Source organism: Herbaspirillum hiltneri N3 (genome assembly GCF_001267925.1).
GTDB lineage: Bacteria > Pseudomonadota > Gammaproteobacteria > Burkholderiales > Burkholderiaceae_D > Herbaspirillum > Herbaspirillum hiltneri.
This window is the reverse complement of sequence record NZ_CP011409.1, coordinates 3,892,691-3,913,926: the sequence shown is the minus strand read 5'-3', so window position 1 is coordinate 3,913,926 and position 21,236 is coordinate 3,892,691. Positions and strand designations below refer to the sequence as shown.

The 21,236-nt window shown below is 53.1% G+C and carries 27 protein-coding genes and 1 tRNA gene; 16 read left to right on the top strand and 12 right to left on the bottom strand.

Going from position 1 to position 21,236, the window contains the following annotated elements; genetic code table 11:
* The first annotated feature begins 107 nt into the window (after positions 1-107).
* Entirely contained in the window at positions 108-710 is a 603-nt protein-coding gene (locus F506_RS22790) for a MalM family protein (protein ID WP_083458001.1), read from the top strand.
* Positions 703-1,272, top strand: a complete 570-nt coding sequence (locus F506_RS23240) for a hypothetical protein (RefSeq protein WP_144424090.1) — start codon at positions 703-705, stop codon at positions 1,270-1,272. Before F506_RS22790 ends, F506_RS23240 begins: the two co-directional genes overlap by 8 nt.
* A gap of 190 nt (positions 1,273-1,462) precedes the next feature.
* Here the strand turns inward: F506_RS23240 and F506_RS23235 are convergent, their stop codons facing one another.
* The 3 genes from F506_RS23235 to F506_RS23685 are packed head-to-tail and all read right to left on the bottom strand — an operon-like array spanning position 1,463 to position 2,537.
* On the bottom strand, positions 1,463-1,807 hold the full coding sequence (locus F506_RS23235; RefSeq protein WP_144424089.1) for a hypothetical protein: 345 nt from the start codon (positions 1,805-1,807) through the stop codon (positions 1,463-1,465).
* A gap of 51 nt (positions 1,808-1,858) precedes the next feature.
* On the bottom strand, positions 1,859-2,179 hold the full coding sequence (locus F506_RS17845; protein ID WP_144424088.1) for a hypothetical protein: 321 nt from the start codon (positions 2,177-2,179) through the stop codon (positions 1,859-1,861).
* Between the two features lie 19 nt (positions 2,180-2,198).
* Positions 2,199-2,537: a hypothetical protein gene (locus F506_RS23685; RefSeq protein WP_235471217.1), complete on the bottom strand. Its 339-nt coding sequence runs from the start codon at positions 2,535-2,537 to the stop codon at positions 2,199-2,201.
* 170 nt (positions 2,538-2,707) lie between these two features.
* Between F506_RS23685 and F506_RS22785 the strand changes: the two genes are divergently transcribed.
* The gene (locus F506_RS22785) at positions 2,708-2,956 is read left to right on the top strand and encodes a helix-turn-helix domain-containing protein (protein ID WP_083457997.1); all 249 of its coding nucleotides are present in this window, start codon (positions 2,708-2,710) and stop codon (positions 2,954-2,956) included.
* A gap of 78 nt (positions 2,957-3,034) precedes the next feature.
* Here F506_RS22785 and F506_RS17835 read toward each other — a convergent pair whose 3' ends face one another.
* Together F506_RS17835 and F506_RS22780 are read right to left on the bottom strand one after the other, a co-directional pair.
* Complete coding sequence (locus F506_RS17835) at positions 3,035-3,979, bottom strand: DUF932 domain-containing protein (RefSeq protein ID WP_053199650.1); 945 nt, start codon at positions 3,977-3,979, stop codon at positions 3,035-3,037.
* Positions 3,980-4,092: 113 nt separating this feature from the next.
* A complete protein-coding gene (locus F506_RS22780) occupies positions 4,093-4,425 on the bottom strand; it encodes a hypothetical protein (RefSeq protein ID WP_083457995.1) in 333 nt (110 codons plus the stop codon).
* Positions 4,426-5,032: 607 nt separating this feature from the next.
* On the opposite strand from F506_RS22780, the gene F506_RS17825 reads away from it, so the two are divergent.
* From F506_RS17825 to F506_RS17805, 5 genes are all read left to right on the top strand, one after another.
* Positions 5,033-5,245 (top strand): hypothetical protein, encoded by a 213-nt coding sequence (locus F506_RS17825; protein ID WP_144424087.1) that lies wholly within the window; start codon positions 5,033-5,035, stop codon positions 5,243-5,245.
* A 3-nt stretch (positions 5,246-5,248) separates the two neighbouring features.
* Entirely contained in the window at positions 5,249-5,512 is a 264-nt protein-coding gene (locus F506_RS17820; RefSeq protein ID WP_053199645.1) for a hypothetical protein, read from the top strand.
* Between the two features lie 180 nt (positions 5,513-5,692).
* Positions 5,693-5,896, top strand: coding sequence for a hypothetical protein (locus tag F506_RS17815; protein ID WP_053199644.1), 204 nt, complete (start codon positions 5,693-5,695; stop codon positions 5,894-5,896).
* Between the two features lie 36 nt (positions 5,897-5,932).
* Positions 5,933-6,577: a hypothetical protein gene (locus F506_RS17810; protein WP_144424086.1), complete on the top strand. Its 645-nt coding sequence runs from the start codon at positions 5,933-5,935 to the stop codon at positions 6,575-6,577.
* Positions 6,578-6,619: 42 nt separating this feature from the next.
* Complete coding sequence (locus F506_RS17805) at positions 6,620-7,252, top strand: hypothetical protein (RefSeq protein WP_053199640.1); 633 nt, start codon at positions 6,620-6,622, stop codon at positions 7,250-7,252.
* Between the two features lie 709 nt (positions 7,253-7,961).
* On the opposite strand, the gene F506_RS17795 is transcribed toward F506_RS17805, so the two are convergent.
* Positions 7,962-8,037 (bottom strand) — tRNA-Lys (locus F506_RS17795).
* Positions 8,038-8,431: 394 nt separating this feature from the next.
* Positions 8,432-8,749 (bottom strand): DUF2726 domain-containing protein, encoded by a 318-nt coding sequence (locus F506_RS17790; protein WP_268762609.1) that lies wholly within the window; start codon positions 8,747-8,749, stop codon positions 8,432-8,434.
* A 253-nt stretch (positions 8,750-9,002) separates the two neighbouring features.
* Between F506_RS17790 and F506_RS22775 the strand changes: the two genes are divergently transcribed.
* The 3 genes from F506_RS22775 (at position 9,003) to F506_RS22770 (ending at position 12,746) form a co-directional block, all read left to right on the top strand.
* The gene (locus F506_RS22775) at positions 9,003-9,770 is read left to right on the top strand and encodes a site-specific integrase (RefSeq protein WP_235471216.1); all 768 of its coding nucleotides are present in this window, start codon (positions 9,003-9,005) and stop codon (positions 9,768-9,770) included.
* Positions 9,771-9,885: 115 nt separating this feature from the next.
* The gene (locus F506_RS17780; RefSeq protein ID WP_053199634.1) at positions 9,886-12,033 is read left to right on the top strand and encodes a DEAD/DEAH box helicase; all 2,148 of its coding nucleotides are present in this window, start codon (positions 9,886-9,888) and stop codon (positions 12,031-12,033) included.
* Positions 12,030-12,746, top strand: a complete 717-nt coding sequence (locus F506_RS22770; protein ID WP_083457992.1) for a DUF2290 domain-containing protein — start codon at positions 12,030-12,032, stop codon at positions 12,744-12,746. The genes F506_RS17780 and F506_RS22770 overlap by 4 nt, the downstream gene beginning before the upstream one ends.
* A 352-nt stretch (positions 12,747-13,098) precedes the next feature.
* Here F506_RS22770 and F506_RS17775 read toward each other — a convergent pair whose 3' ends face one another.
* Complete coding sequence (locus F506_RS17775) at positions 13,099-13,923, bottom strand: spermine/spermidine synthase domain-containing protein (RefSeq protein WP_053199633.1); 825 nt, start codon at positions 13,921-13,923, stop codon at positions 13,099-13,101.
* Here F506_RS17775 and F506_RS17770 point away from each other — a divergent pair.
* Both F506_RS17770 and F506_RS17765 read left to right on the top strand, forming a co-directional pair.
* The gene (locus tag F506_RS17770) at positions 13,922-14,203 is read left to right on the top strand and encodes a hypothetical protein (protein WP_144424085.1); all 282 of its coding nucleotides are present in this window, start codon (positions 13,922-13,924) and stop codon (positions 14,201-14,203) included. The two genes, F506_RS17775 and F506_RS17770, sit on opposite strands and share 2 nt — an antisense overlap.
* 91 nt (positions 14,204-14,294) lie before the next feature.
* The gene (locus F506_RS17765) at positions 14,295-14,990 is read left to right on the top strand and encodes a P-loop NTPase family protein (RefSeq protein ID WP_053199629.1); all 696 of its coding nucleotides are present in this window, start codon (positions 14,295-14,297) and stop codon (positions 14,988-14,990) included.
* 48 nt (positions 14,991-15,038) lie between these two features.
* On the opposite strand, the gene F506_RS17760 is transcribed toward F506_RS17765, so the two are convergent.
* Positions 15,039-15,533 (bottom strand): DNA-deoxyinosine glycosylase, encoded by a 495-nt coding sequence (locus F506_RS17760; protein ID WP_053199627.1) that lies wholly within the window; start codon positions 15,531-15,533, stop codon positions 15,039-15,041.
* Positions 15,534-15,658: 125 nt separating this feature from the next.
* Between F506_RS17760 and F506_RS17755 the strand changes: the two genes are divergently transcribed.
* The 3 genes from F506_RS17755 to F506_RS17745 all read left to right on the top strand — a co-directional run bounded on the left by F506_RS17755 (position 15,659) and on the right by F506_RS17745 (position 17,489).
* Entirely contained in the window at positions 15,659-16,408 is a 750-nt protein-coding gene (locus F506_RS17755) for an SDR family oxidoreductase (protein WP_053199626.1), read from the top strand.
* Between the two features lie 27 nt (positions 16,409-16,435).
* Positions 16,436-16,879, top strand: a complete 444-nt coding sequence (locus F506_RS17750; protein ID WP_053199624.1) for an Mpo1 family 2-hydroxy fatty acid dioxygenase — start codon at positions 16,436-16,438, stop codon at positions 16,877-16,879.
* A gap of 157 nt (positions 16,880-17,036) precedes the next feature.
* The gene (locus tag F506_RS17745; protein ID WP_053199622.1) at positions 17,037-17,489 is read left to right on the top strand and encodes an outer membrane lipoprotein; all 453 of its coding nucleotides are present in this window, start codon (positions 17,037-17,039) and stop codon (positions 17,487-17,489) included.
* Positions 17,490-17,580: 91 nt separating this feature from the next.
* Here F506_RS17745 and F506_RS17740 read toward each other — a convergent pair whose 3' ends face one another.
* From F506_RS17740 to htpG, 3 genes are all read right to left on the bottom strand, one after another.
* Positions 17,581-18,177 carry a GNAT family N-acetyltransferase gene (locus tag F506_RS17740; RefSeq protein ID WP_053199621.1) on the bottom strand — a complete coding sequence of 199 codons (597 nt, stop codon included), beginning with the start codon at positions 18,175-18,177 and terminating at the stop codon, positions 17,581-17,583.
* Positions 18,167-18,673 carry an FUSC family protein gene (locus F506_RS17735; protein WP_053201754.1) on the bottom strand — a complete coding sequence of 169 codons (507 nt, stop codon included), beginning with the start codon at positions 18,671-18,673 and terminating at the stop codon, positions 18,167-18,169. The genes F506_RS17740 and F506_RS17735 overlap by 11 nt, the downstream gene beginning before the upstream one ends.
* 146 nt (positions 18,674-18,819) lie before the next feature.
* Complete coding sequence (htpG, locus tag F506_RS17730; protein WP_053199619.1) at positions 18,820-20,733, bottom strand: molecular chaperone HtpG; 1,914 nt, start codon at positions 20,731-20,733, stop codon at positions 18,820-18,822.
* Positions 20,734-21,236 lie beyond the last annotated feature (503 nt).

Genomic DNA, 21,236 nt, shown 5'->3' with positions numbered 1-21,236 from the left:
ATAGTGTGGCTTAAATGCATTGGTATTTTTTCATGCGAGGAATACCGCTTTCGTTGCGTAGGGTGCATTAACGAATTGGTACCAAAGGTTAATTTAAACGGAAATTTATGACAAAGAAAATACGCGTTTTATCCAAGTTGAGGTTTCATGGCGCTGGGCTTGCATTCGTCTCATTAGTTATGCTCGTGGGTTGCCAGAGTGCACCGATATATACAGCACCACCAGAGCAATCAAGTATCTGCTGTGCTTCGTACAGTCAAATGCACTTCAGCACACTCAAAGAACATGCGGTAACGACAATCGCTTTTGACCCGAAGTCTTTTTCTACGTTTAAATCGCCAGAGGGAGTGGCATTATTTTCTGCGTATAAACTTCCCGACAGCGCCGGCGTCTCGCAGGTGAGGGTTAGCCTTTCTCAATCATCTGGATACCTTCCACAAGCGACCGTTGCGAGACCTTTTCTGATCTTTCTCGATGAAAATAAGAATGTTATAAGATTCGACAAAATTGATAATCTTCTAGTCAGAAAAAAGAGAGCCATCTTTGCATCGACGTTTCAAGGATCTGCGGAAATTCCTCCACGTGCGATCTATCTCATTGTCTATACGGCACCATCTACTGCGCCGCGTCTGATTATGTTCTCCGAGAATGGCACGGCCTATGCGATACCAAATACCTATACAGGGAAGGTTGACGTCTCAATTGATTAAATTTCCCATATCAAAAAAATCCCGCATAAAAAGTTTGATTTTTACGCTGCTTTTGGCCGGCTGCGCCGCGCCTGACTATAAGAGCGCCACCACGGACTCCGCCCGAGTCAGATTCACCCTTGAGGGCATCGGGGTGGCCAACGTAAAGCAATACCCTGATGCACAATGTTTGCTGACTTCTGATGGTGCTATTGCATTTGTCGGGAGACTATTCGGTCCTGATATGACGCTGACAGAGCATGTATCTCAGCGGATCAGCCCTCCAGCCAAACTAAAAATGCCGTTGAGCGATACTTATCGGTCGGAGCAATATGTCGAAATCTCTGTGCCGCCTGGGCGACCATTCGTTTATGGGATCACTTGGTGGAAATCAAAGGCGACATCCAATTTCATTTTATATACAAAGTTCTTCAGATTTACGCCGAATGAATACACGGACTATGAGATCGTTGTAGATGGGGACAACGGATTTCGTAGTCGGGAATTTGAAATCGAAAAGAGCGGAAATGAGTATGTTCGAATTTCGGCTAATCTGGCACAGACAATTTTTCCTTGCCATTGAGTTGTTCACCAACGATCGGTTTGCACTCTTAGCTGAGACGAAATCTCTGCTCTGACTATGCATTTCGGCGGTAACTAGGATGATTGTGAGGAGGATGCTTGTCCTCCTCACTAGGAACACCTTTTGACCTCATTCGCTTCATTCATCGAACAAAGCTATTGACGACATGGACTGTTAATCCCGTATCGGCTCAATTGCAATTGCGTAATGCCAAGAATCGAAAATCGGTTCTCTTCGCCCAACCCAGTACTTTGCCTGCGTTGGGATTGGCATCACTCCATCCCTCGACTTCGGTGAGTTGAATAAAGCCTTTTACCTCTTTGTTAACAGTAAAGGAGGCATTTGCTTTTTTAAATTCCACTTTGCTACTTGCCTCGTCTGGTGCACTGAAAATGAAGACGGGCTTCTTCAATTCCAGATAACCATTCTTGGCTACCGTCGTTTCTGGGCCGACGCATTGACCGATAGCGCTTTTTGCATGAGCTGTTGACATGGTCGAGAGAGCGATTGCGAATAGGGTAACGAGTTTTTTCATGATTCTATTCTTTGGTAGTTAGGAAAGGAAAAAGGGCGTTGATAATAGGGCTTAACCATTCATGCGGATTAGAACCATGACGATAAAAATACCCAGAACGATGAACTTCGCATTGGGAGGAATCGTCTTGAGTTCATCGTCCTTCTGAAAATAAACATTGCCGGTAAAGGCAATCAGAAGGAATAAAGGCATGAAGACAAAGACGCAGACAAAAGCAAACCATCGCTTGCGGTACCAAGGGACTTGGTCATACGAGGCGTAAGACACGGCAGCCGTCGTGTTCACCATGCGTGCGGCGCCGCACTGTGGGCATGTCGGAGCGCTTTCATGGACTTGATGAGCGCAGTGAGGGCATGAGACGAGGGCATTCATAGTGGTTCCTAAAGAGAAATTAATGAAGGTTGCCAAGGCAAATGAGCAGGCCAAGGGAAGACAAGGTGACAGCAATGATGGACAAGGTACGTCCCTGCTTTTTCTGATAAAGGGCCGTGCCCGCTAGCAGCAGCCCCAGCGTGGTGAGAAAGACGATTCCTGTGACTTGATCCTTATCCCTAGGATTGAAATCGAAGCTGCAGAGGAAGCCCAGGGCTCCGAGAATGATGGCGACAATGGGCATCCAACTGATTTTTGTGGAGGTAGTACTACTTGCTTGTGGCGCCCCGCAATGCGGGCAATGTGGAGCGCTCTCATGAATCTGTTTGCCGCATCCACGGCAGAAGATCATGCTCATAGACATGCCTTTCCTATTTTTAGTACCCGAATGGTTTGGGTGTTTTTGATGTCGAAATTAATGGCTCAAGAGCCAAAATGCTGACTATAAAATCAAACCTAAAGTGTGTATTTAGTGTTGAATTTTATCAACAAACCCAAAGTGTGTGGAGTTTTAAGTTCTGACGCGAGATGCTCCGAGTTGTGCAAAGACAACAACTCAAAGAGTGTGGAGCCCAGCTACTTTTTGCCTCAAACATCCGGCGAATTCGCTTGGAGCGACAATTGACGCAGGAGCAAGTGGCTGAAGCTGCAGACCTTCACACTAATTACATTAGCTCTGTCGAACGAGGCGAGCGAAATATCTCGATTTGCAATATTGAGCGGATTGCACGCGCCTTGAATGTGCCGATGTATGTACTTCTAAAAAGTCCCGAATAGCTTTTGCGCAAAACGGAAATGTTTTAAATGAAAATGCCCGGTGAGTGGAACTCAACCGGGCTTTATGACGGCTACGGATCACTGCACTAGCAACATTGCTTGTCCCAATGATTTCTGTTTCAAGACCGCGCCGGCTCCGAACCAGGCAGAATCGAGACGATGGTCTTGACTACGTGCACGGCGTTCGTGGTCAACGTACTCCGTCACCGCATTCAGTAGGCCAAATACGGTCCCCTTAGCTGAACTCAATTCAGCCCCACGACCTCCACCGTCATACAGCTCCCTTACCTTCTTCATGGCGCGCCCATTGACTGTATTGGGCGTGCTGGCAATCTCGTTGAACAATCGCCGTATGAAGTTCTCAGCTTCCTGATTTGTCACCTTGCGCTCAGAGAGCGTTTTCATGCGATAGATGAAACGATCCCAACTGGAGACTGAGATGTCTAATTGTTTCTTCACGGTTTCAGCGTTAAATGCGGTGGAATGAGGGACTTTGATGGCGCCAGTACCGTTGGTGAGAGCGACGGCAAGCGTGTTGTTGCAGACGACGCGTACGCTGGTAAATTGCGCTGTAGTGGCTAACGTACCATCGCATGCTGTTGCCAACAGTAGGTAGCCATTGACGATATCATTACGCTTGATGGCTGCGGACTGGTTGGTCTTGGCTAAGGCCCACACCTTGCGGCCACCTTTTAATACGCCAGCCGTCTCCAGCTCGAAGCCGCCTGCCTCTGTCAAATCCCGATAGAACTCCAAGATTTCTCGTGGTTGGACGACTTGATAACGGCTAGAGACGACCGACAAGGCTTGCTCTGTGTCGGAGCGGAACAAGACTTGATGATCCGGATAAAGTACGCTGGTACGCTCCTGGCTATGAAAGTATACCGGCGACTGACGAATCTTCCAGTTCATCCCAGCTTGTTCTGCCCAGACTTCAATCGGTTGTTTCTCGGTAAGACGATTGCCGAGGCCGTGCCAAGGTGTTGTGTTGGTATAAGCCATTGAATTGATGAGATGTGCCATTTTTAAATTCCTTAAAAATAGAAAAAGCCACGTTCTGCACACTGACAAAGCAGTGGCAGAGCGCGACCAATTGAAATGAGTAGAAATGAGAAGAGAAAGCGCCTGCGGTAAGGCTATTCGGGTGAGGCACTAAAAACTTGATGACAGTCGCGGCACTCGAAGTTGTCTAGCACGTTGGTGTCGACCATGTCGCCTAAGGCGACGCCGGCAAGACCACCAGCGCTACCACCGACAATGCCGCCAATGATGGCACCAGCCAAGCCGCCTAAAAGAAGGCCAGCAGGTCCAGCGAAAGCACCGACTGATGCGCCGGCTTCAGCGCCGCCAAGAACCCCCGAAAACCCCGCAGCAGCGCCAGCGAGTGTCCCTAATGAACCGGCAACTTTCTTGCCATAGTCTTTAGACTGAATCCGAAAAGATTGGCAATGAGGGCAAGCGATCGTCATACTCGCCCTCCACGAAAGGGCCGTCGCAGGCTATGGGTAACAAACCGCTGATACATGCCGGCGGTAAGAGTCAGTAAGGATTGCATTCTTGTTCCTTAATTGAGAGAGGGATCAACCGAACGGAATAGGCAAACCTATCCGATCGCAAGTAAGGAATATGTGGCTGAGATTTTATTGAATGAGAATGGCAGTGGCAGGCTGTCTTTAAAGTAAGGACGCACTGCGAGATAGGGCGTTCTTTCACGTGTACTTTCCAGTCCGTGATATCGTGAGTCTTAACTTGCAATTGGGGATGCGAAATGCGAGACTTCTTCGACTATCGAGGCTACACAATCGGAATTAAGATGATTGCGACTAAAGATGGGAAATGGACCAATAGCACGACGTTCGAGGCCCCAGAAAAATCCTTTCAGTTTCCAGCTACCACGTTCGTTCCCGCTGCAAACGACGCCGTCACCGGCAGAGCAGAAGTGCTCGCGCGTGCGAAGGCACTCCTCGACCAGACACCTGGCGCAGAGAGACGAATAGCTTACAAGCTCAGCGGGTCGGCCATTAGAGAGGGTATACGTTGATCGTGCTAGGATTCGTCCAAAAAAACGGTGGGGATATGCTACAAAGTGATGAGTACAAGGCGTTGCTCAAGGAATACGAAGATTGCGATCAACGACGGATTGCTTTTCAGATGAAGGCCTCTAAGCTGTTGGACGCTGGAGATATCGATGGCGCAGTGGCGGAGTTTCGCTTGGCCACCACGGAAAGCGATACATCTGTCGTGATCTTCGGAAAAATGGTCATGGCCAGCGAAAAGAAAAAGGAATGAGCAATGAGAAGCGTCGACACGGGTTACAAGCAGCCAAAGGGAAACCCCGCGCAAGTTGGGAAATACTTGGTGTATGGATCGAGCCGGCCTGCTGTGAGAACGGAAAAATTCGAGGCGTGGTATTGGATTGATATACCCGGCATTCCTCCTACCCGCGTGGAGGGGGAAAAGCAGTTCGGCACTGGCACCTATGAGACTATCGGCTTGGCTGAAATCGCTGGTGTTCATTGGGGCATAGAACGAGCAAAGACTTTCCCGCAGGAGTAAAGGTTGGGGCTCCGTCTTCGTGATTGACTGGCGCCGGCAGGCGCACGGCGACCATGTCGACTTCCTCGAGGTTTTGTACGGACTTGCAGTGCGTGACCGGCACGTCGGCGGCGTGAGGGTCTTGTTGGCACGTTCGCGCATGCTGAGGTAGCTCAACCGACAGACACTGGCAATGGTTGGGTGGCGTTCATCATCAAGTTCAACGGAACAGTGCTCCCGGGATTCATCGATCAAGCCACGTTGATCGGCATTGGGGGCCTAACCACAAACAATCAGGTTACGCTGTTCACGCAGAACGTGGCGAAGATCGCGGCCGCGGTGCGTAAGAAGCTTCCAGCGCCGCTGGCCCCGTACATCTCCGTGACGGCCGATGACCTGAAGTAGCTGTGCTACGATCTCCTCAAAAATAAAGGGGATCGAATGAATCGATTTAATGCCGGATACAGCGTCTTTACGTTGGCGTGGATGACTGTGGTTGTTGTTCAGACTTTCTTTTGTTTGTCTGCGTCGGATTGGGCGACATGGGTTGGCTCTATTGGGACCGTTGGTACATTGATTGGCGCTGTGTGGATCGCCAACACAGAAGCACGTCGGCGCAATAATGAAGATTTGATGAGGGCTACCGTGGTGGCCGCAGGGCTCACCCCGAGTGTTTGGGCACTAATTCAGCACCTGTCTCGCTTCAGTGCCTATCTGTCGTTTGGTTCCGACCAAACCTACGTGCAGACTGCAAACCAAATTTTCCGCGGGCACGCAGAATTTCCTGCGTTGATGCCTTCCGAATCCCAACTCCTTGCGCTGACCTCGTTGGGAAACAAATGTGCGATGCGTTTGGCACACGCAGTTTCGTTGGTCAGCGTGGCAAAGCAACAGATCGCTGCTGATGCGGCTGCCACAATTGCAAGCGACAAACCGCTTAGCCGGCATATGAGTGCTAGTTGGGTCAAAAAAATTGACGTAGTTCACGATTACCTCTTGGTCGTGCATCACGATCTCGAGGCGGCGGCACAGGCATATGTGACCCAACCGACTGGACAAGAACTTTGGGGTGAAGAAAATTTCTAGCGACTGTTGTGCTACGCTTCTTTCAAAATAATTGGGGAATCGATGCAACATGCATTCTTGAAAGCCGCGGGATTCTTCATGACTGCGACGGTCATATGGCTGTGCGGCTACCTTTTCGGGCTCTTTGGCGCCCATCCTCCCACCAAGGAATCTGATGCCGCAACTTGGGCCGGAGCGTTCGGCACTTTTCTTGCCTTCGGTGGTACCGTTTGGCTTGCGACCAATGAAACGCGACGCCGCGAGCGTTCTGAACTGGTGGCTGCACAGTTGCTTGCCGCCAGTATGGTTTTGCGACTTGCACATGCAGCTTCTGCTCTTACAAAGGCAAGCAGGAAAATCGATGAAGCCGGCAAGGTCGATGTAGGGCTTGGTCAGTTTAGCGATGCGGCTTTGGAGATGGAGTCGATAGATTTGTGGACTCCCGTCGATCTGACGCAACTTGCGGCTATACCGACGCTTGCGGTTCGTCTAGCTGAGAGCGGCGACCAGATCAAGACCGCCATTATCATTTTGCGACAGTTTCCTGCTAAACCAGCTGCGAACGACGGCCCGCGTAGAATGGAGTTCGCTCGCAAACTGTATCCGAATCTCGCTGCTACCCAGAAAGTAGTTAACGCATGTTCGGACGAATGTCGGCATGCTGCCAATGCGCTTCAAATCCACAGCTTTCGATAACGTTCTCGCTCGGGGAGACGTTTCTAGGAGCAGACGTGCGTCGACTTCAGTGTGCGTCACGCCGCCTCCGCAGCATTCAACGGGCCCCCTAGGTATGTAACCAGATCGCGCAGCAGCTTGTCGTATTCGTCGGTCATCAACATGAAATTGCCGTCGAAGCGCTCCGGGTCGCCAAGTAAGCAGGATCTTATTCCACTCGAGGTCCGACTGTTTCTGCGAATCGCTGAAAAATTGGACAAGCGGGAGTACTCTGAAATTTACGGAGTTAAGTATCTTCGCTCGCTGTATAACCTGCAACGGGAAACGTTGATTCGGGCCACGAGCGACTCGAAGCAGGCTGGCGACTAGCTTTCTCCCGGCCGTAGTTTCAACAGTCGTTATGATAGTCATCAACGCCGATGTAGCGACAACGAATAGGCGATTCATCGGATCGAAGGTTATAAGGGGCGACGGATAAAGCGAGGACGTGAACATCTGGGTCCCCGAAATCAAACCAGCATAGTAGCGGGTAGTCTTTAACGTAAGGGCGCCCCGCGAAGATAAGGTCGATTGGAATGACGCGTTTAAAAGGGGCGGGTCTGCCTCGAAATGCTCGGTAGCAAACGAACTGCATAGACTCGTGTTGACCGTAAATGCCTACATGGCGCCTACACGGAAATGAAAAAGAAAAAGGGTTACAACGATATACGCTGTAACCCTTTGTATTCTTTGGTGGGGCGTGAGTGACTCGAACACTCGACCTACGGATTAAGAGTCCGCTGCTCTACCAACTGAGCTAACGCCCCTCTCTGTTTGAGAGAGGACGCATTATAGGATGCCTTTTCTATATCCGCAAGCTCTTTTCGTTTATCTTCTTCTACTGCCAGGGTTGCCAGCATTTCCCCATAGCTGATTCCCGCAGCGTCAGCGATTTTCATCGCAGTTCGATAGTCAGGCAAGCGTTCGGCCTTCGCATATCTATCAAGCGTTTTCTGTGGCAATCCCCATGCTTTCGCAGTCGCATTTACCGACTGTCCATTCAGCGCTTTCGCTATTAATTCTTGATAGCTCATAGGTATTCCCAACTAGAAAATTAAGTCCACTCGGACTAGTATCTCATTTAGACCGAACGGACTTAGACCGTTCAGGCTGATGGGTAAACCATATCACAAAAAAACAAAGGGGCAATGCTATGGGCTGTTATAGCGACGTGAAGGTGTTTGGCGGTTGCAGCTGGTATTTGTCTTGGGCGACGATGCCGAAGTCTTTACGGACCTGCTCTACATTCGGCACGTTGTTGTACCTAATCACTCGATACCCAGCATCCGTTAGTAATGCTTGGCGTTCCCTGTCTAGTCTTTCTCGGTTTTTATGGCTCGCATCGTCTAGTTCTATTACGGCTAGAACTTCAAACGCTTTGCTGAGAATCACGAAGTCGGCGATTTTTCTGTCAAATCTATTCCTCGTTGCTCGCGACTTTGTTTTAAGCATGGCGGAGAAAGCGACTTGCCCAAGCACTACGTGCTGGTTCAGCGCTTCTACGTCGTCATAGGTTCCGCTGTTGAGGAAAGTTGAGTATTGCAAAGTGGCTATTTCTTCCTCTCAGCGGTTAACATTTTGTCTTCTCATTGGGGGATAAGCATAAATGCTGCCGGGGAAAACATGGGACCATGCCGTTGAGCGATGGCTGCACGAGCAGTCACATAAGGCGTCTATACGTTCCGATCAGTCAATTATTGGTTGGCTTAATACCCATCTATCTGGTGTCCCGTTGAGCGATATTGATCGTTCGGTGGTTGCTGCTATCCATCATAAGAAACTCGCCACCGGCGTTGCTAACGCTACTGTTAACCGTACGTTAGCGCTTCTGCGCGCCATTCTTCTCCGTGCAGTACATGATTGGGAGTGGTTAGATTCGACTCCTAAAGTTAGGTTGCTTCGCGAGCCAATACGGCGAATACGCTATTTAACTCACGCCCAGGCCATACGACTGCTGAGTGAATTACCGGAACATTTGTCTGATATGGCAACGTTTTCGCTAGCAACGGGATTGAGAAAGTCGAATGTGACAGGTTTAGAATGGTCTCAGGTAGATATCAGACATAATCAGGCATGGATTCATGCGGACCAAGCAAAGGCGAAGAAAGCTATCGCTGTACCTTTAAATTTAGATGCCGTCCGCGTTCTTACCAAACGTATTGGCCTGCATCAGCGATATGTTTTTAGCTATAAAGGGCGGCGTATCGAGAAAGTCAGTACTGCGGCGTGGTACAAAGCTCTTAAAAGAGCTGGAATTAGCGATTTTCGATGGCACGATTTGCGCCATACTTGGGCGAGTTGGCATGTACAAAATGGCACGCCTCTATACGTCGTTCAGGAACTAGGGGGGTGGGAAAGTTACGAGATGGTTCGGCGGTATGCTCATCTTTCTGCCGCTCATCTTAAAATATTTGCGGACAATCTGAGTCCGCTTATAAAGCCGAGTGCACTGATAGCTACTTCATCAGCTGGATTGGAAAATTCGTTGTCAATTTCTTGAATAGTCCATAATGTTGTTTTGTTCTCCAATATTAATTAAGCGGTGATCTATCGCCCCCCTTCATGTGGGGAGGGGCTGGACATCATCGAAAGCTAAAACACGCATCGGAAATGTCATGATTGACGTAATAAGAGGTTCATCAAAAGACAAACCAGAAGCTTCGCGGATTTTGGCGGAGACACTACAGCGTCTTGAGGGACTATCGGGTTACCTTTATATCGGTTATCCCATTATGGGATCTCCGACAGGCCCGGTTAAATTCGACGCCTTGCTTATGTCTAGGCAATATGGTCTGGTAGCTTTCGATCTTGTTGAAGGCATGGATGTCGCTGATTTTCGAGTCAGGCAAGATGAAATTGCATCGATGCTGGACGTTAAATTAAAGCCCTACTCGAAATTGAAGACAGGACGTAGTCTGCAATTCGATATCAATGTGGTGACATTTGCTCCCGCAAAGAAAACTGAGAATTTCGTTAGTGAGCCCCCTTATTTTGTTGCAAACGAACATTCACTTTTAACGACTTTAAGTAATTTTCGTTGGCCGTTTGCGGGAAGCGCGAACGATCCGCTTTTTGGCGAACTGGTGGCGGCCATACAGGTTGTTAGTTCTATTCGATCTGGTCGTCAGAAACGTGAGCCAGTTAATTCGAATTCTAAGGGGGCTCGGTTAAAGAGGGTTGAAGATTCGATTGCAAATTTGGATCAACATCAGTCGCAAGCTGTTATTGAAACTGTTGAAGGCGTACAGCGTATCCGTGGACTTGCTGGTTCAGGCAAGACAATCATTTTAGCTCTTAAAGTTGCTTATCTACATTCGCAGAATGAGGATTGGCGTATAGCAGTTACCTTTAATACGCGCTCGTTAAAAGAGCAATTTAAGCGTTTAATCAATCTATTCACAATTGAGCAGACTGGGCGAGAGCCCGATTGGGATTGCATTGATATATTAAATGCATGGGGTGGCCCGGGTGATAAGGAACGCGACGGTATTTATCATAAGTTTTGTCGGGCGCATAGCCTGGAATTTTTAGATTTTTCGTCTGCCAAAAATCGTTTTGGCGATAGAAAGCATTTTGCTGGAGCTTGCACTGAAGCATTGGCGAAAGTTGTAGAAGAGCACCCACTATATGACGTGATCTTGGTCGATGAAGCGCAAGATTTTCCTCCAGAGTTCCTTCGACTTTGTTATCGTTTTTTATGCTCGCCGAAGCGCTTGGTCTACGCATACGACGAATTGCAGACTTTGACCGGCGATTTTGTCTTGCCGCCCGAGGAGTTGTTTGGCAAAGATTCTAACGGGGAACCATTAGTTCGATTGAATACTGACGAGACATCAGGACCGCGTCAGGACATTATTCTTGAAAAATGCTATCGAAATTCTCGGCCGGTTCTTGCCACGGCACACGCCTTGGGATTTGGCGTATATCGGCAGAAAGGACTGGTTCAGTTCTTTGAGCAAGATAGCTTGTGGTCTGACGTTGGATATGTAGTGGAGGATGGTGATCTTGAAGGAGGAAAGGTGGTGACGTTGGGACGTACTTCTGACACATCGCCAATCTTTCTTGAGGACCATTCCCCAATAGATGAACTGATTCAATTTCAGACTTTTGAATCTAGCGCAGATCAAACTGCATGGTTAGCGCAAGCTATTAAAGACGATATTCGCGTCCAAGAGCTCAGGCCTGAGGACATTGTGGTTATCAATCCAAATCCTCTTACTACTCAGAAAGAGGTTGGTCCCGTTCGAAATGCATTATTTGCGCATGGTATTAATAGTGAACTCGCCGGAGTTAGCACTTCTACTGACGTCTTTAGTAAAGCAGGGGCTGTAACCTTCACTGGTATTTTTCGTGCCAAGGGTAATGAAGCGGGTATGGTCTACATTATTAATGCACAGGATTGTTTTACCTCTTGGAGCCCAGCTGAGGTTGCACTCGTACGCAACAGGCTTTTTACTGCGATTACTCGCTCTAAGGCCTGGGTTCAAATTCTTGGCGTTGGTCCGAATATGGAGGCGTTGAAAGCCGAGTGGGAGCAACTAAAAGCTCAGGCGTATCGCCTTCGTTTTCTTTATCCCACAGATGATCAGAAACGTCAGTTGCACTTGATTAACAAGGAGCTTGTGGGGCGGCCCAGGAAGGGGCGTAATCGCTTTGATTTACGTACCCATGAGCTATATAACGCCGTAAAGCGAGGCGAGTTTGATCCAGATGAAGTGATTCGGACCTTGGAGATGATGAAGGCTGCACGGGATAAGTCATGACGCCAGCTGCGCTACTTCGACAAATCAATGCCCTATACTCTCGCGCAATTTTGAGTAATCTTTCTGTCAAGCAGTTTATGCCTACTCAGAAAAATTCGTCGTACGTCGGGGGCGACGGTGTGGTAACTCCTGCACTTTTAATCGGCGACCTACCCTCGACGTCTGCTTTGAAAAATATCGCTTATGCGGATATTTACGATGACATCAATTTAAAGGACGCCTACCATATCAAGCTCCCGGATGGTGGTCTCATTTCCTTTCAATATATATTCGAATTGGGGGGAGAGGAAAAGCTAATTAAACATCGTTTAGCTTACTTTCCTTGTAGTGTTTTGCCTACTATTGAAGAAGCCCCTGAATTGTATGAGCGTGATGAATTGTTTGGCGATATTCTGATGAACCGAATTGTGCGATTTCCAATTCGTATCGACTACGATCCCAAGAATCATAAGGAAGTTTTTCATCCTAAATGTCATCTGACTTTAGGGCAGTTTCAAGAATGTCGTATTCCTATTGCAGCCCCCGTTATGCCATACGTATTCCTATTGTTTGTGGTGCGCAATTTTTATTCGCGCTTGTACAAACACAATATGAACATTTTTGAAAAACGAATGCCGTATGTGCCTCTTGATTTTACAATTACTGAATCGGAGCGCCGCATTTCTCATTTCGTGATGGGGCGTAATCGACGTAGTGAATACGTATCAGCGTAGAAGGACGACTTCGGCGCTCAACATGAACGGATTGGATCGTTCTTAGTGCGCGCCCATACGGCGGCAAGGTCGTGATTTATTTCTTAAGTAGTGAGATTTTTCAAGACAAAATGCTGATGATTTTTTGTCTTTGAGGAAGATGCTTTTAAGAGTCCGCTGCTCTACCAACTGAGCTAACGCCCCCCGATGAAGAGGCGTGATTATAACCCGATTATTTTCAAACTTGGAAGCCCCTTTTTGAAAAAATCTAAAAAATATCCATCTCCCCCTGAAAACCCGCGCCGGGGCAGCAATCCAGCTGCATAGGGGGATGATCGAGGGACTTGCCGGACCTGTTAAGCGGACGCGTCGCTCAGAAATTGCTCTTGATCCCGTTCACCCAGGATTTCGCCGGCAGTTTGGTGGCGGCCTTGATTTCTTCCGCGCGCTCGTACAGGGCGGGGAAATCGAAGTCGACCGCTTTCCGGAAAGCGATCGCGACGACGTTGCCGTCATGGACTTCGGGCAGCGAGACGACCTGGTCGAAGGCGTAGCGCATGGCCTTGAGGTTCTTGGCGTAGCTGGGATGGTCGCCGAACAGGTTGACCGTCATGACGCCGTCTTCGCTGAGGCTGTCGCGGCAGGCTTTGTAGAATTCCGGCGTGTCGAGCATCGGGCCGCGTGCGGTGGCGTCGTACAGGTCCACCTGCAGCGCATCGATGGTGCCGTGGCGCTGCTCGTCGTGGATGAAGTCGTCGGCGTCCATTTCCAGCAGCGACAGGCGAGCGTCTTCGGGCGGCAGCTTGAACATGCTGTGGCAGATCGCAATCACCGACGGATTCAGTTCGACCGCGGTAACGTTCGCTGCGGGAAACTGGCGGTAGCTGAACTTGGTCAGCGCCGCCGTGCCAAGGCCGAGTTGCACGATGTGCTGCGGCGCCCGATTGAACAGCATCCAGCTCATCATCTGTTGGGCGTATTCGAGCTCAATCCAGTCGGGCTTGCGGATGCGCATGGCGCCTTGCACCCATTCGGTGCCGAAATGCAGGTAGCGTACGCCTTCCTGCTCCGACAGCGTGACCGGTGCGAAGCGCGGCTTGCGCGGCGCGGCGGCTTTTGGCTTGGATTTGGCCTTGTCCGGGGCAGGACCGGCCTTGGTGTTGGCTTGCGCCTCGATGGATTTGCGTTTGATCAGCATGATGTTGCCCGAATTCGAATTGCCGAATGATACCTTGCCGGGAGGGGCGGCACGCAGAACGGGGTGGCTCGCGGGGCAGGGAGTCGTTTTGCCGCCTTCGCTTGACGCCCGGCGCGCATGTTCAGCTACACTGGCGTCCATGCTCAAGAAAATACTCTTCATCCTCCGGCTTGCCATCGTCTTTGCGGGCATCGTGCTGTTCGGGCGGGCGGTGCAATATCTGATCCTGAACGGCGGCTTCAACGGCTCCTTCTACGATATTATTTTCTTCCGGTCATAGTCCTATCCGGTCCGTTCCTGGCACGCTCATTGCCTGCTGTTGACGTTCTCGTCTCTGCTCAACATTTACTCGTTTAAAAGGATCCACAGCAATGAGTCACATTCACTTCATCGGCGGTGAAAAAGGCGGCGTCGGAAAATCGCTGGTCTCCCGGGTGCTGGCGCAATATTTCATCGACTGGAACATTCCTTTCCGCGGTTTCGACACCGACAAGTCGCATGGCGCGCTGCTGCGGTTCTACGGCGATTTTTCTGCGCCGATCGTGCTCGATCAGCACGATGCGCTCGACCCCCTCATTGAACGCGCACTTGAGGATCCGCAACGGCGCATCCTGGTCGATCTCGCCGCCCAGACGCAGCAGTCGCTGGCGGCATGGATCGAAGATTCGGGCGTGCTCGATTTTGCCGCCGAGCACAACATGACGCTGACCTGGTGGCACGTCATGGACACCGGGCGCGATTCGGTCGACCTGCTGCGCAAGTGGCTCGATCAGTTCGGCGGGCGACTCAAGCTGGTGCTGGTGCTCAATGAAGTCCGCGGTGATCGCTTCGACATCCTGGATGCTTCGGGCGAGCGTGAGCGCGCAGAACAATTGGGGGCGAGCGTGATCCACCTGCGCCGCTTGCCGGACACCACGATGCAAAAGATAGATCAGCAAAGCGCCAGTTTCTGGGCTGCACTGAACCATCCCGATCGCGCCACTACCGGCCTGGGACTGCTGGAACGGCAGCGCGTGAAGGTCTGGCTCAATCGCGCTTACGGCGACATCGGCAAGCTCGCGCTGTAGAGCAAGGCTTGTTTGCGGGAGGCGGTACGCCGGTAGCGTTCCCGCAGATCAATCGTTCGCATCCCGAAGGCTGAGCCATTGCTCCAGCTTCTTTGCATAAGCCATCGTATGCGCCGGACTGCTCGACGGCAGCAGCACGATGCGGTAGTGCGCCGCACGCTCCTTCAGCATCTTCAGCCCCAGCTTTGCGGCAGTGCCGCCGTTGAAGCCTATTGTCCTCAGTTGGGGCAGCTCGTCCAAGAGGCCGATCAGGTCATTGCCGGCGTGGTCGGCGATGCTGCTGTCGAGACTGCCTTCGCGGCGCGCCTCGGCGATCACATCCCATAATCCCACGCCATGCCTGAGCAGGGCCTGCAGGCGCTGCTCGTATTCCATTGCGCGCAAATCTTCACCGACCACTTCCGATATCAGCGCCCAAAATTTGTTTTGCGGATGCGCATAATACTGGCTGTGCGCCAGCGAAGCGTCGCCGGGCAGGCTGCCGAGGATCAGCACGCGGGTGTTGGCGTCGGTGACGTGGGGGAAGCTGCGTTTGCGTGTCATGGATGCGCGAGGGGCGAGGGCGAGTTGAAATATTTTCAGGCCGTCACGCGGCCGGGGGAATAAGGCTACACTAGTTTTCTCCTCGCCTTCACGGCGCCTCACGACAACATACAAGGATAAAATTCATGGGACAACCAGTCATTATCGTCACCGGCGGCAGTCGCGGCATCGGTGCTGCAGTTGCACAATCGGCAGCCGCGCGCGGCTACGCAGTCGCCATCAGTTACGTATCGAACCGCGCCGCGGCCGACGCCGTGGTGGATGGCATCGTTAAGTCCGGCGGCCGGGCCATCGCCGTGAAATCGGACGTGGCGGTGGAGGCCGACATCCTGCATCTGTTCCAGACCGTCGACAAGGAACTCGGGACGCTGACCGCGCTGGTCAACAATGCCGGCATCCTGGAACACCAGTCCCGCTTTGACGAACTGACTGCCGACCGCATCAATCGCGTGCTGCTGACCAACGTCACCGGCAGCCTGCTGTGCGCGCGCGAAGCGGTGCGCCGGATGTCGACGAAGCACGGCGGCAAGGGCGGCGCCATCGTCAACCTGTCGTCGATGGCGGCCAAGCTCGGCGGTCCCGGCGAATACGTCGATTACGCCGCCTCCAAGGGCGCGATCGACGCCTTCACCATCGGCCTGGCCAAGGAGGTCGCCGCCGAAGGTATCCGCGTCAATGCCATCCGTCCCGGCCTGATCTACACCGACATCCACGCCAGCGGCGGCGAAGCCGGGCGCGTCGATCGTCTCAAGGACGCCGTGCCGATGAAGCGCGGCGGCAGCGCCGAAGAAGTCGCCAATGCAATCCTGTGGCTGCTGTCGGAGGAGGCATCCTATGCGACCGGCACCTTCATCGACATCTCGGGCGGCCGCTGATTCTTGTCGTTAAGTCGGGAGGCAGGCATGAATGCTCTTACCCATCGTCGCATCGACGTGCTGCTCACGCGCTACGCCGAAAGCCATCAGCATCGCGTCAACGAGCTGATCCATTGCGTGTGCGTGCCGGCCATCGTGCTGGCCTTGCTGGGCCTGTGCTGGGCGCTGTCGCCGCTGCTGGCGGCCGGTCTGGTGCTGGCGTCGCTGGCCTACTATGTCACGCTGTCGCCGCCGTTCGCGTTGGGCATGCTGCTCATGGCCGGCGCGATGCTGCTGGTTCTGGCGGGCATGCCGCCGCAAGCGGTGTTGCCGGCATCGGCGGCGATCTTCGTGGTGGCGTGGATAGGGCAGTTCATCGGCCACAAGATCGAAGGCAGGAAGCCGTCGTTTTTCGAAGACGTCCGCTTCTTGCTGATCGGTCCGCTGTTCGTGCTCAGCCTGCTTTACCGGCGTTTCCGCATCCGCTACTAGAGGCCGGGGAACAAAGGCGCAAAAAGCCGGTCAAGAAGCGGTCTGTATTAAAATGGCAAGAGTTGTTTGCCATGCCTGACATGCCAGAAGATGGTATTCAGCACGAACGCCGCCCACTGTTCCCCATGACCGGGCAAATTTTCCGTTGGAGTCTTGTATGAAGAAATTGTTTTTAATCGCCGCTCTCAGCACGCTCGCCGCAGGCTGCGCCGTCACCCCGAATTCCGCCAGCGTGTACAACACGCGCCAGGCGCAAGGTGAACAGACGGTGCGCATGGGCGTGGTCGAGTCCGTTCGCAACGTCACCATCGACAAGGGCTCCAGCGGCGTCGGCACCATTGCCGGCGGCGCGCTGGGCGGTATCGCAGCTGGTTCCAATATCGGTGGCGGCAACGGCGCGCTGGCTGCGGGTATCGTCGGCGCCCTGATCGGCGGCGTCGCCGGCAACCGCGCTGAAGCCAGCCTGGCCAACAAACCGGGCCTGGAAATTACCGTGCGCCTGGATAACGGCGAACTGCGCGCCATTACTCAGGATGCGGATGAACTGTTCCGTGTCGGCGAACGCGTGCGTTTGTTGTCGTCGGGCCGCACTACGCGCGTTACACACTGAATATGCACTGAGCAGGATCGTTCGCGATACGAACCGCCGTGTTCCGGTCACCAGGCCGGATCCGGCGGTTTTTTCATGGGCCTCATGGGCTTCAGGGACGCAAGGGAAGCGGCTGTTCGAAGCCGTCGTAGGCTGCCTGCAGCAGCCACTGCTCGCGCCGGAGCCGGTACAGCACGTGCACGCAGAGCGGATGGCCGGCTGGCAGACGCGGATGTTCGAAATTCTCTTCCGCGCGCGTGTACATGCCGAGGCGCTGCATGACGGCCTGCGAGCGTTTGTTGCCGGCCGTGGTGAAGGAGACGACCTCCTTCATGCCGAGCACATTGAAGGCATGGCGCAGCACCGCTTGTGCAGCCTCGGTGGCGTAGCCTTTGCCCCATGCAGGCCGAACCAGGCGCCAGCCGATTTCCACCGCCGGCGTGAAGTGCGCCTCGAACGCCACCCGCAGCAAACCGACGAAGCCGGCGAACTCCAGCTCGCCGGGGATTTCCAGCACCCACAAGCCGTAGCCGTGTTCATTGAAGTGTTCGTCAATGCGCCTGACCAGCAGCGCGTTGTCGGCGGGGCTCAGCACAGAGGGGAAGTAGCGCATCACTTCAGGATCGGCCGTCATCGCTGCACAGGCTGCGGCGTCGCCCGTGCGCCAGGGACGCAACAGGATGCGTGAATGGCGCAGTTCAGTCGCCATGGCGCAGGCGATTGACGAAGCCGATGTAGACCACGGTTTGCAGCAGCGCGACGGTGCTGCCGGCGATCACTTCGGATACGCGCAGCAGCGCCAGATGCAGTTCCTCATGCAGGCCGCCGCCGGCAAACGCCGCCGACATCAGAATCACCACCGTGGCCGGTCCCAGCCGCCAGTTGCTGGGATAGTTCTGCCACAGCATGGCCACCAGCACCGCGCTGGTCAGTGCGATCAGCATCGACAGGAACGTGGCGCCGAAAATCACCAGGCACAGGCAGGCGATGATCGCGCCAGAGATGGTGTTGATCAGGCGCGCACGGAAATTCGCCTTGGCGATGGTCATGTCCGGCTCGGTCACGATGATCAGCGAAATCATCGCCCAGTACGGTTCCGGCAAGCCGAACGCCCGCAATCCGTACCACAGGATCAGCGAGCCGGAGAGGATCTTGATGAGGTAGACCAGCGCATTCTTGCGCGGGTTGATGAAGTGGAGTTCCATGATCTTTTTGGGCAATGCCGGCAGGGATGAATGACTGTATAGGATCATGGCCCGCCGTGGCAACCAGAAATCGCCGGCCGTAAACGACGGCGGCGGCCCGAAGGCCGCCGCACCGCTTACCGCTTGCTTTCCCTATCGGCAAGAACTCATTTCGACGCCATGCCCAGCAACATGTCGTTGAGGCGCTTGACGAAGCCGGACGGATCCGTCAATGCGCCGCCTTCAGCCAGCAAGGCCTGGTCGAACAGGATGTGCGACCAGTCGTCGAACTTGGCGTCTTCGTACTTCAGGCGCTGCACCAGCGGATGATCCGGATTGATTTCCAGAATCGGCTTGGCTTCCGGCGCATCCTGCCCGGCCGCCTTGAGCATGCGCAGCAGGTTGCCCGACAATTCGTTCTCGTCCGCCACCAGGCAGGCCGGCGAATCGGTCAGGCGGAACGTCACGCGCACGTCCTTGGCCTTGTCGCCCAGCGAGGTCTTCATCTTCTCGACGAGGTCCTTGAACTGGGTTTCGGTTTCTTCGTGCTGTTTCTTCTCGGCTTCGTTTTCCAGCTTGCCGAGATCGAGGCCGCCCTTGGCCACCGAGGCCAGTTCCTTGCCGTCGAAGTCCTGCAGGAACGACAGCATCCATTCGTCGACGCGATCGGTCAGCAACAAGACTTCCACGCCTTTCTTGCGGAAGATTTCCAGATGCGGGCTGTTCTTCGCCGCGTGGAAGTTCTCGCCGGTGACGTAATAGATCTTGTCCTGGCCTTCCTTCATGCGGCCGATGTAGTCGGCGAATGACGTGGTCTGCGCGTCGGAATCGCCGTGCGTCGAAGCGAAGCGCAACAGCTTGGCGATGCGTTCCTTGTTGGCGGCGTCTTCGCCGATGCCTTCTTTCAGCACCTGGCCGAACTCGTTCCAGAAGCCCGCGTACTTGTCTTTCTGTGCCTGGTCATCGCTGTTGGCCAACTCTTCCAGCAGGCTCAGCACGCGCTTGGTCGAGCCTTCGCGGATGGCCTTGACGTCGCGCGACTCTTGCAGGATTTCACGCGACACGTTCAGCGGCAGATCGGCCGAATCGATCACGCCCTTGACGAAGCGCAGATACACCGGCATCAGCTGCTCGGCGTCGTCCATGATGAACACGCGCTTGACGTACAGCTTGATGCCGCCGCGCTTGTTGCGATCCCACATGTCGAATGGTGCGCGGGTCGGGATGTAGAGCAATTGCGTATATTCGCTGCGGCCTTCGACACGGTTGTGCGTGTAGGCGAGCGGCGCGCCGAAATCGTGCGAGATGTGCTTGTAGAACTCTTCGTACTGTTCCGGCGTGATGTCGGACTTGCTGCGCGTCCACAGGGCACTGGCCTGGTTGACGGTTTCCAGTTCGTCCTTGAGAACAGTTTCCTTTTTCTCTTCGTCCCATTCTTCCTTCTGCATCAGGATCGGCAGGGAAATGTGGTCGGAGTATTTGCGGATGATGTTCTTCAGCTGCCACGACGACAGGAATTCGTCTTCGCCTTCGCGCAGGTGCAGGATGATGTCGCTGCCGCGGCCCGGCTTGTCGATGGCTTCGATCGAGAACTCGCCGGCGCCTTCGGATTCCCAGCGCACGCCTTCATTGGCCGGCGTGCCGGCGCGACGGGTTTCGACCGTGATGCGGTCGGCGATGATGAAGCCGGAGTAGAAGCCGACGCCGAACTGACCGATCAGCGCGGCATCCTTTTGCTGGTCGCCCGACAGCTTCGAGAAGAATTCCTTGGTGCCGGACTTGGCGATCGTGCCCAGATGCGAGATCGCTTCCTCGCGATTCATGCCGATGCCGTTGTCGGAGATGGTGATCGTGCGCGCAGCCTTGTCGAATGCAACCGTGATCTTCAGTTCCGGGTCGTTCTCGAACAGCGCGCTATTGTTGATTGCCTCGAAGCGCAGCTTGTCGGCCGCGTCGGACGCGTTGGAGATCAGCTCGCGCAGGAAGATTTCCTTGTTCGAATACAAGGAGTGGATCATCAATTGCAACAGTTGTTTGACTTCTGCCTGGAATCCCAGGGTCTGCTTCTCGGGTGCAGCCATGTTTACTTACCTCGTGAATAAAAAAGGAGTGACGGATTCAAAAAAATTGCGATTGCGGCTCAGAGAGCAGGGAACCCCCCTGAGCGTGGCGACCGCGTATTTTAAGGAGAATGCGGCTGCTTGGGCGAATTTCAATGACCAGGGAAGAAAAATTTCCGGGCGGGAATGTTGGTGGCACGCCAATTGCTGACGGTGTCATACGCACACAATAATTGGTCCGCAAAATGCCGACTGCGCGGTGACATCATCAAACTGGTGCATGCGTTTGTCGACAATCAAGCGAATCAAAGCGTCAATTGACGGTAACTCGTTGATTAAATATGTGTTCTTTGAATGCGAGCAGATTCTTGGTGTTGTCTAACGTATAATGCGGCAGCAACAATAAAGGCCCCATCAAAATCAAAATAAAAAGATATGGCATTTCCGGGGACGATTGAAGTTGGTCAGGTTGCGGGCTCATTTAATTTCATTCGTATGATGGGAGGGGTGATCAGTCTCCGGAT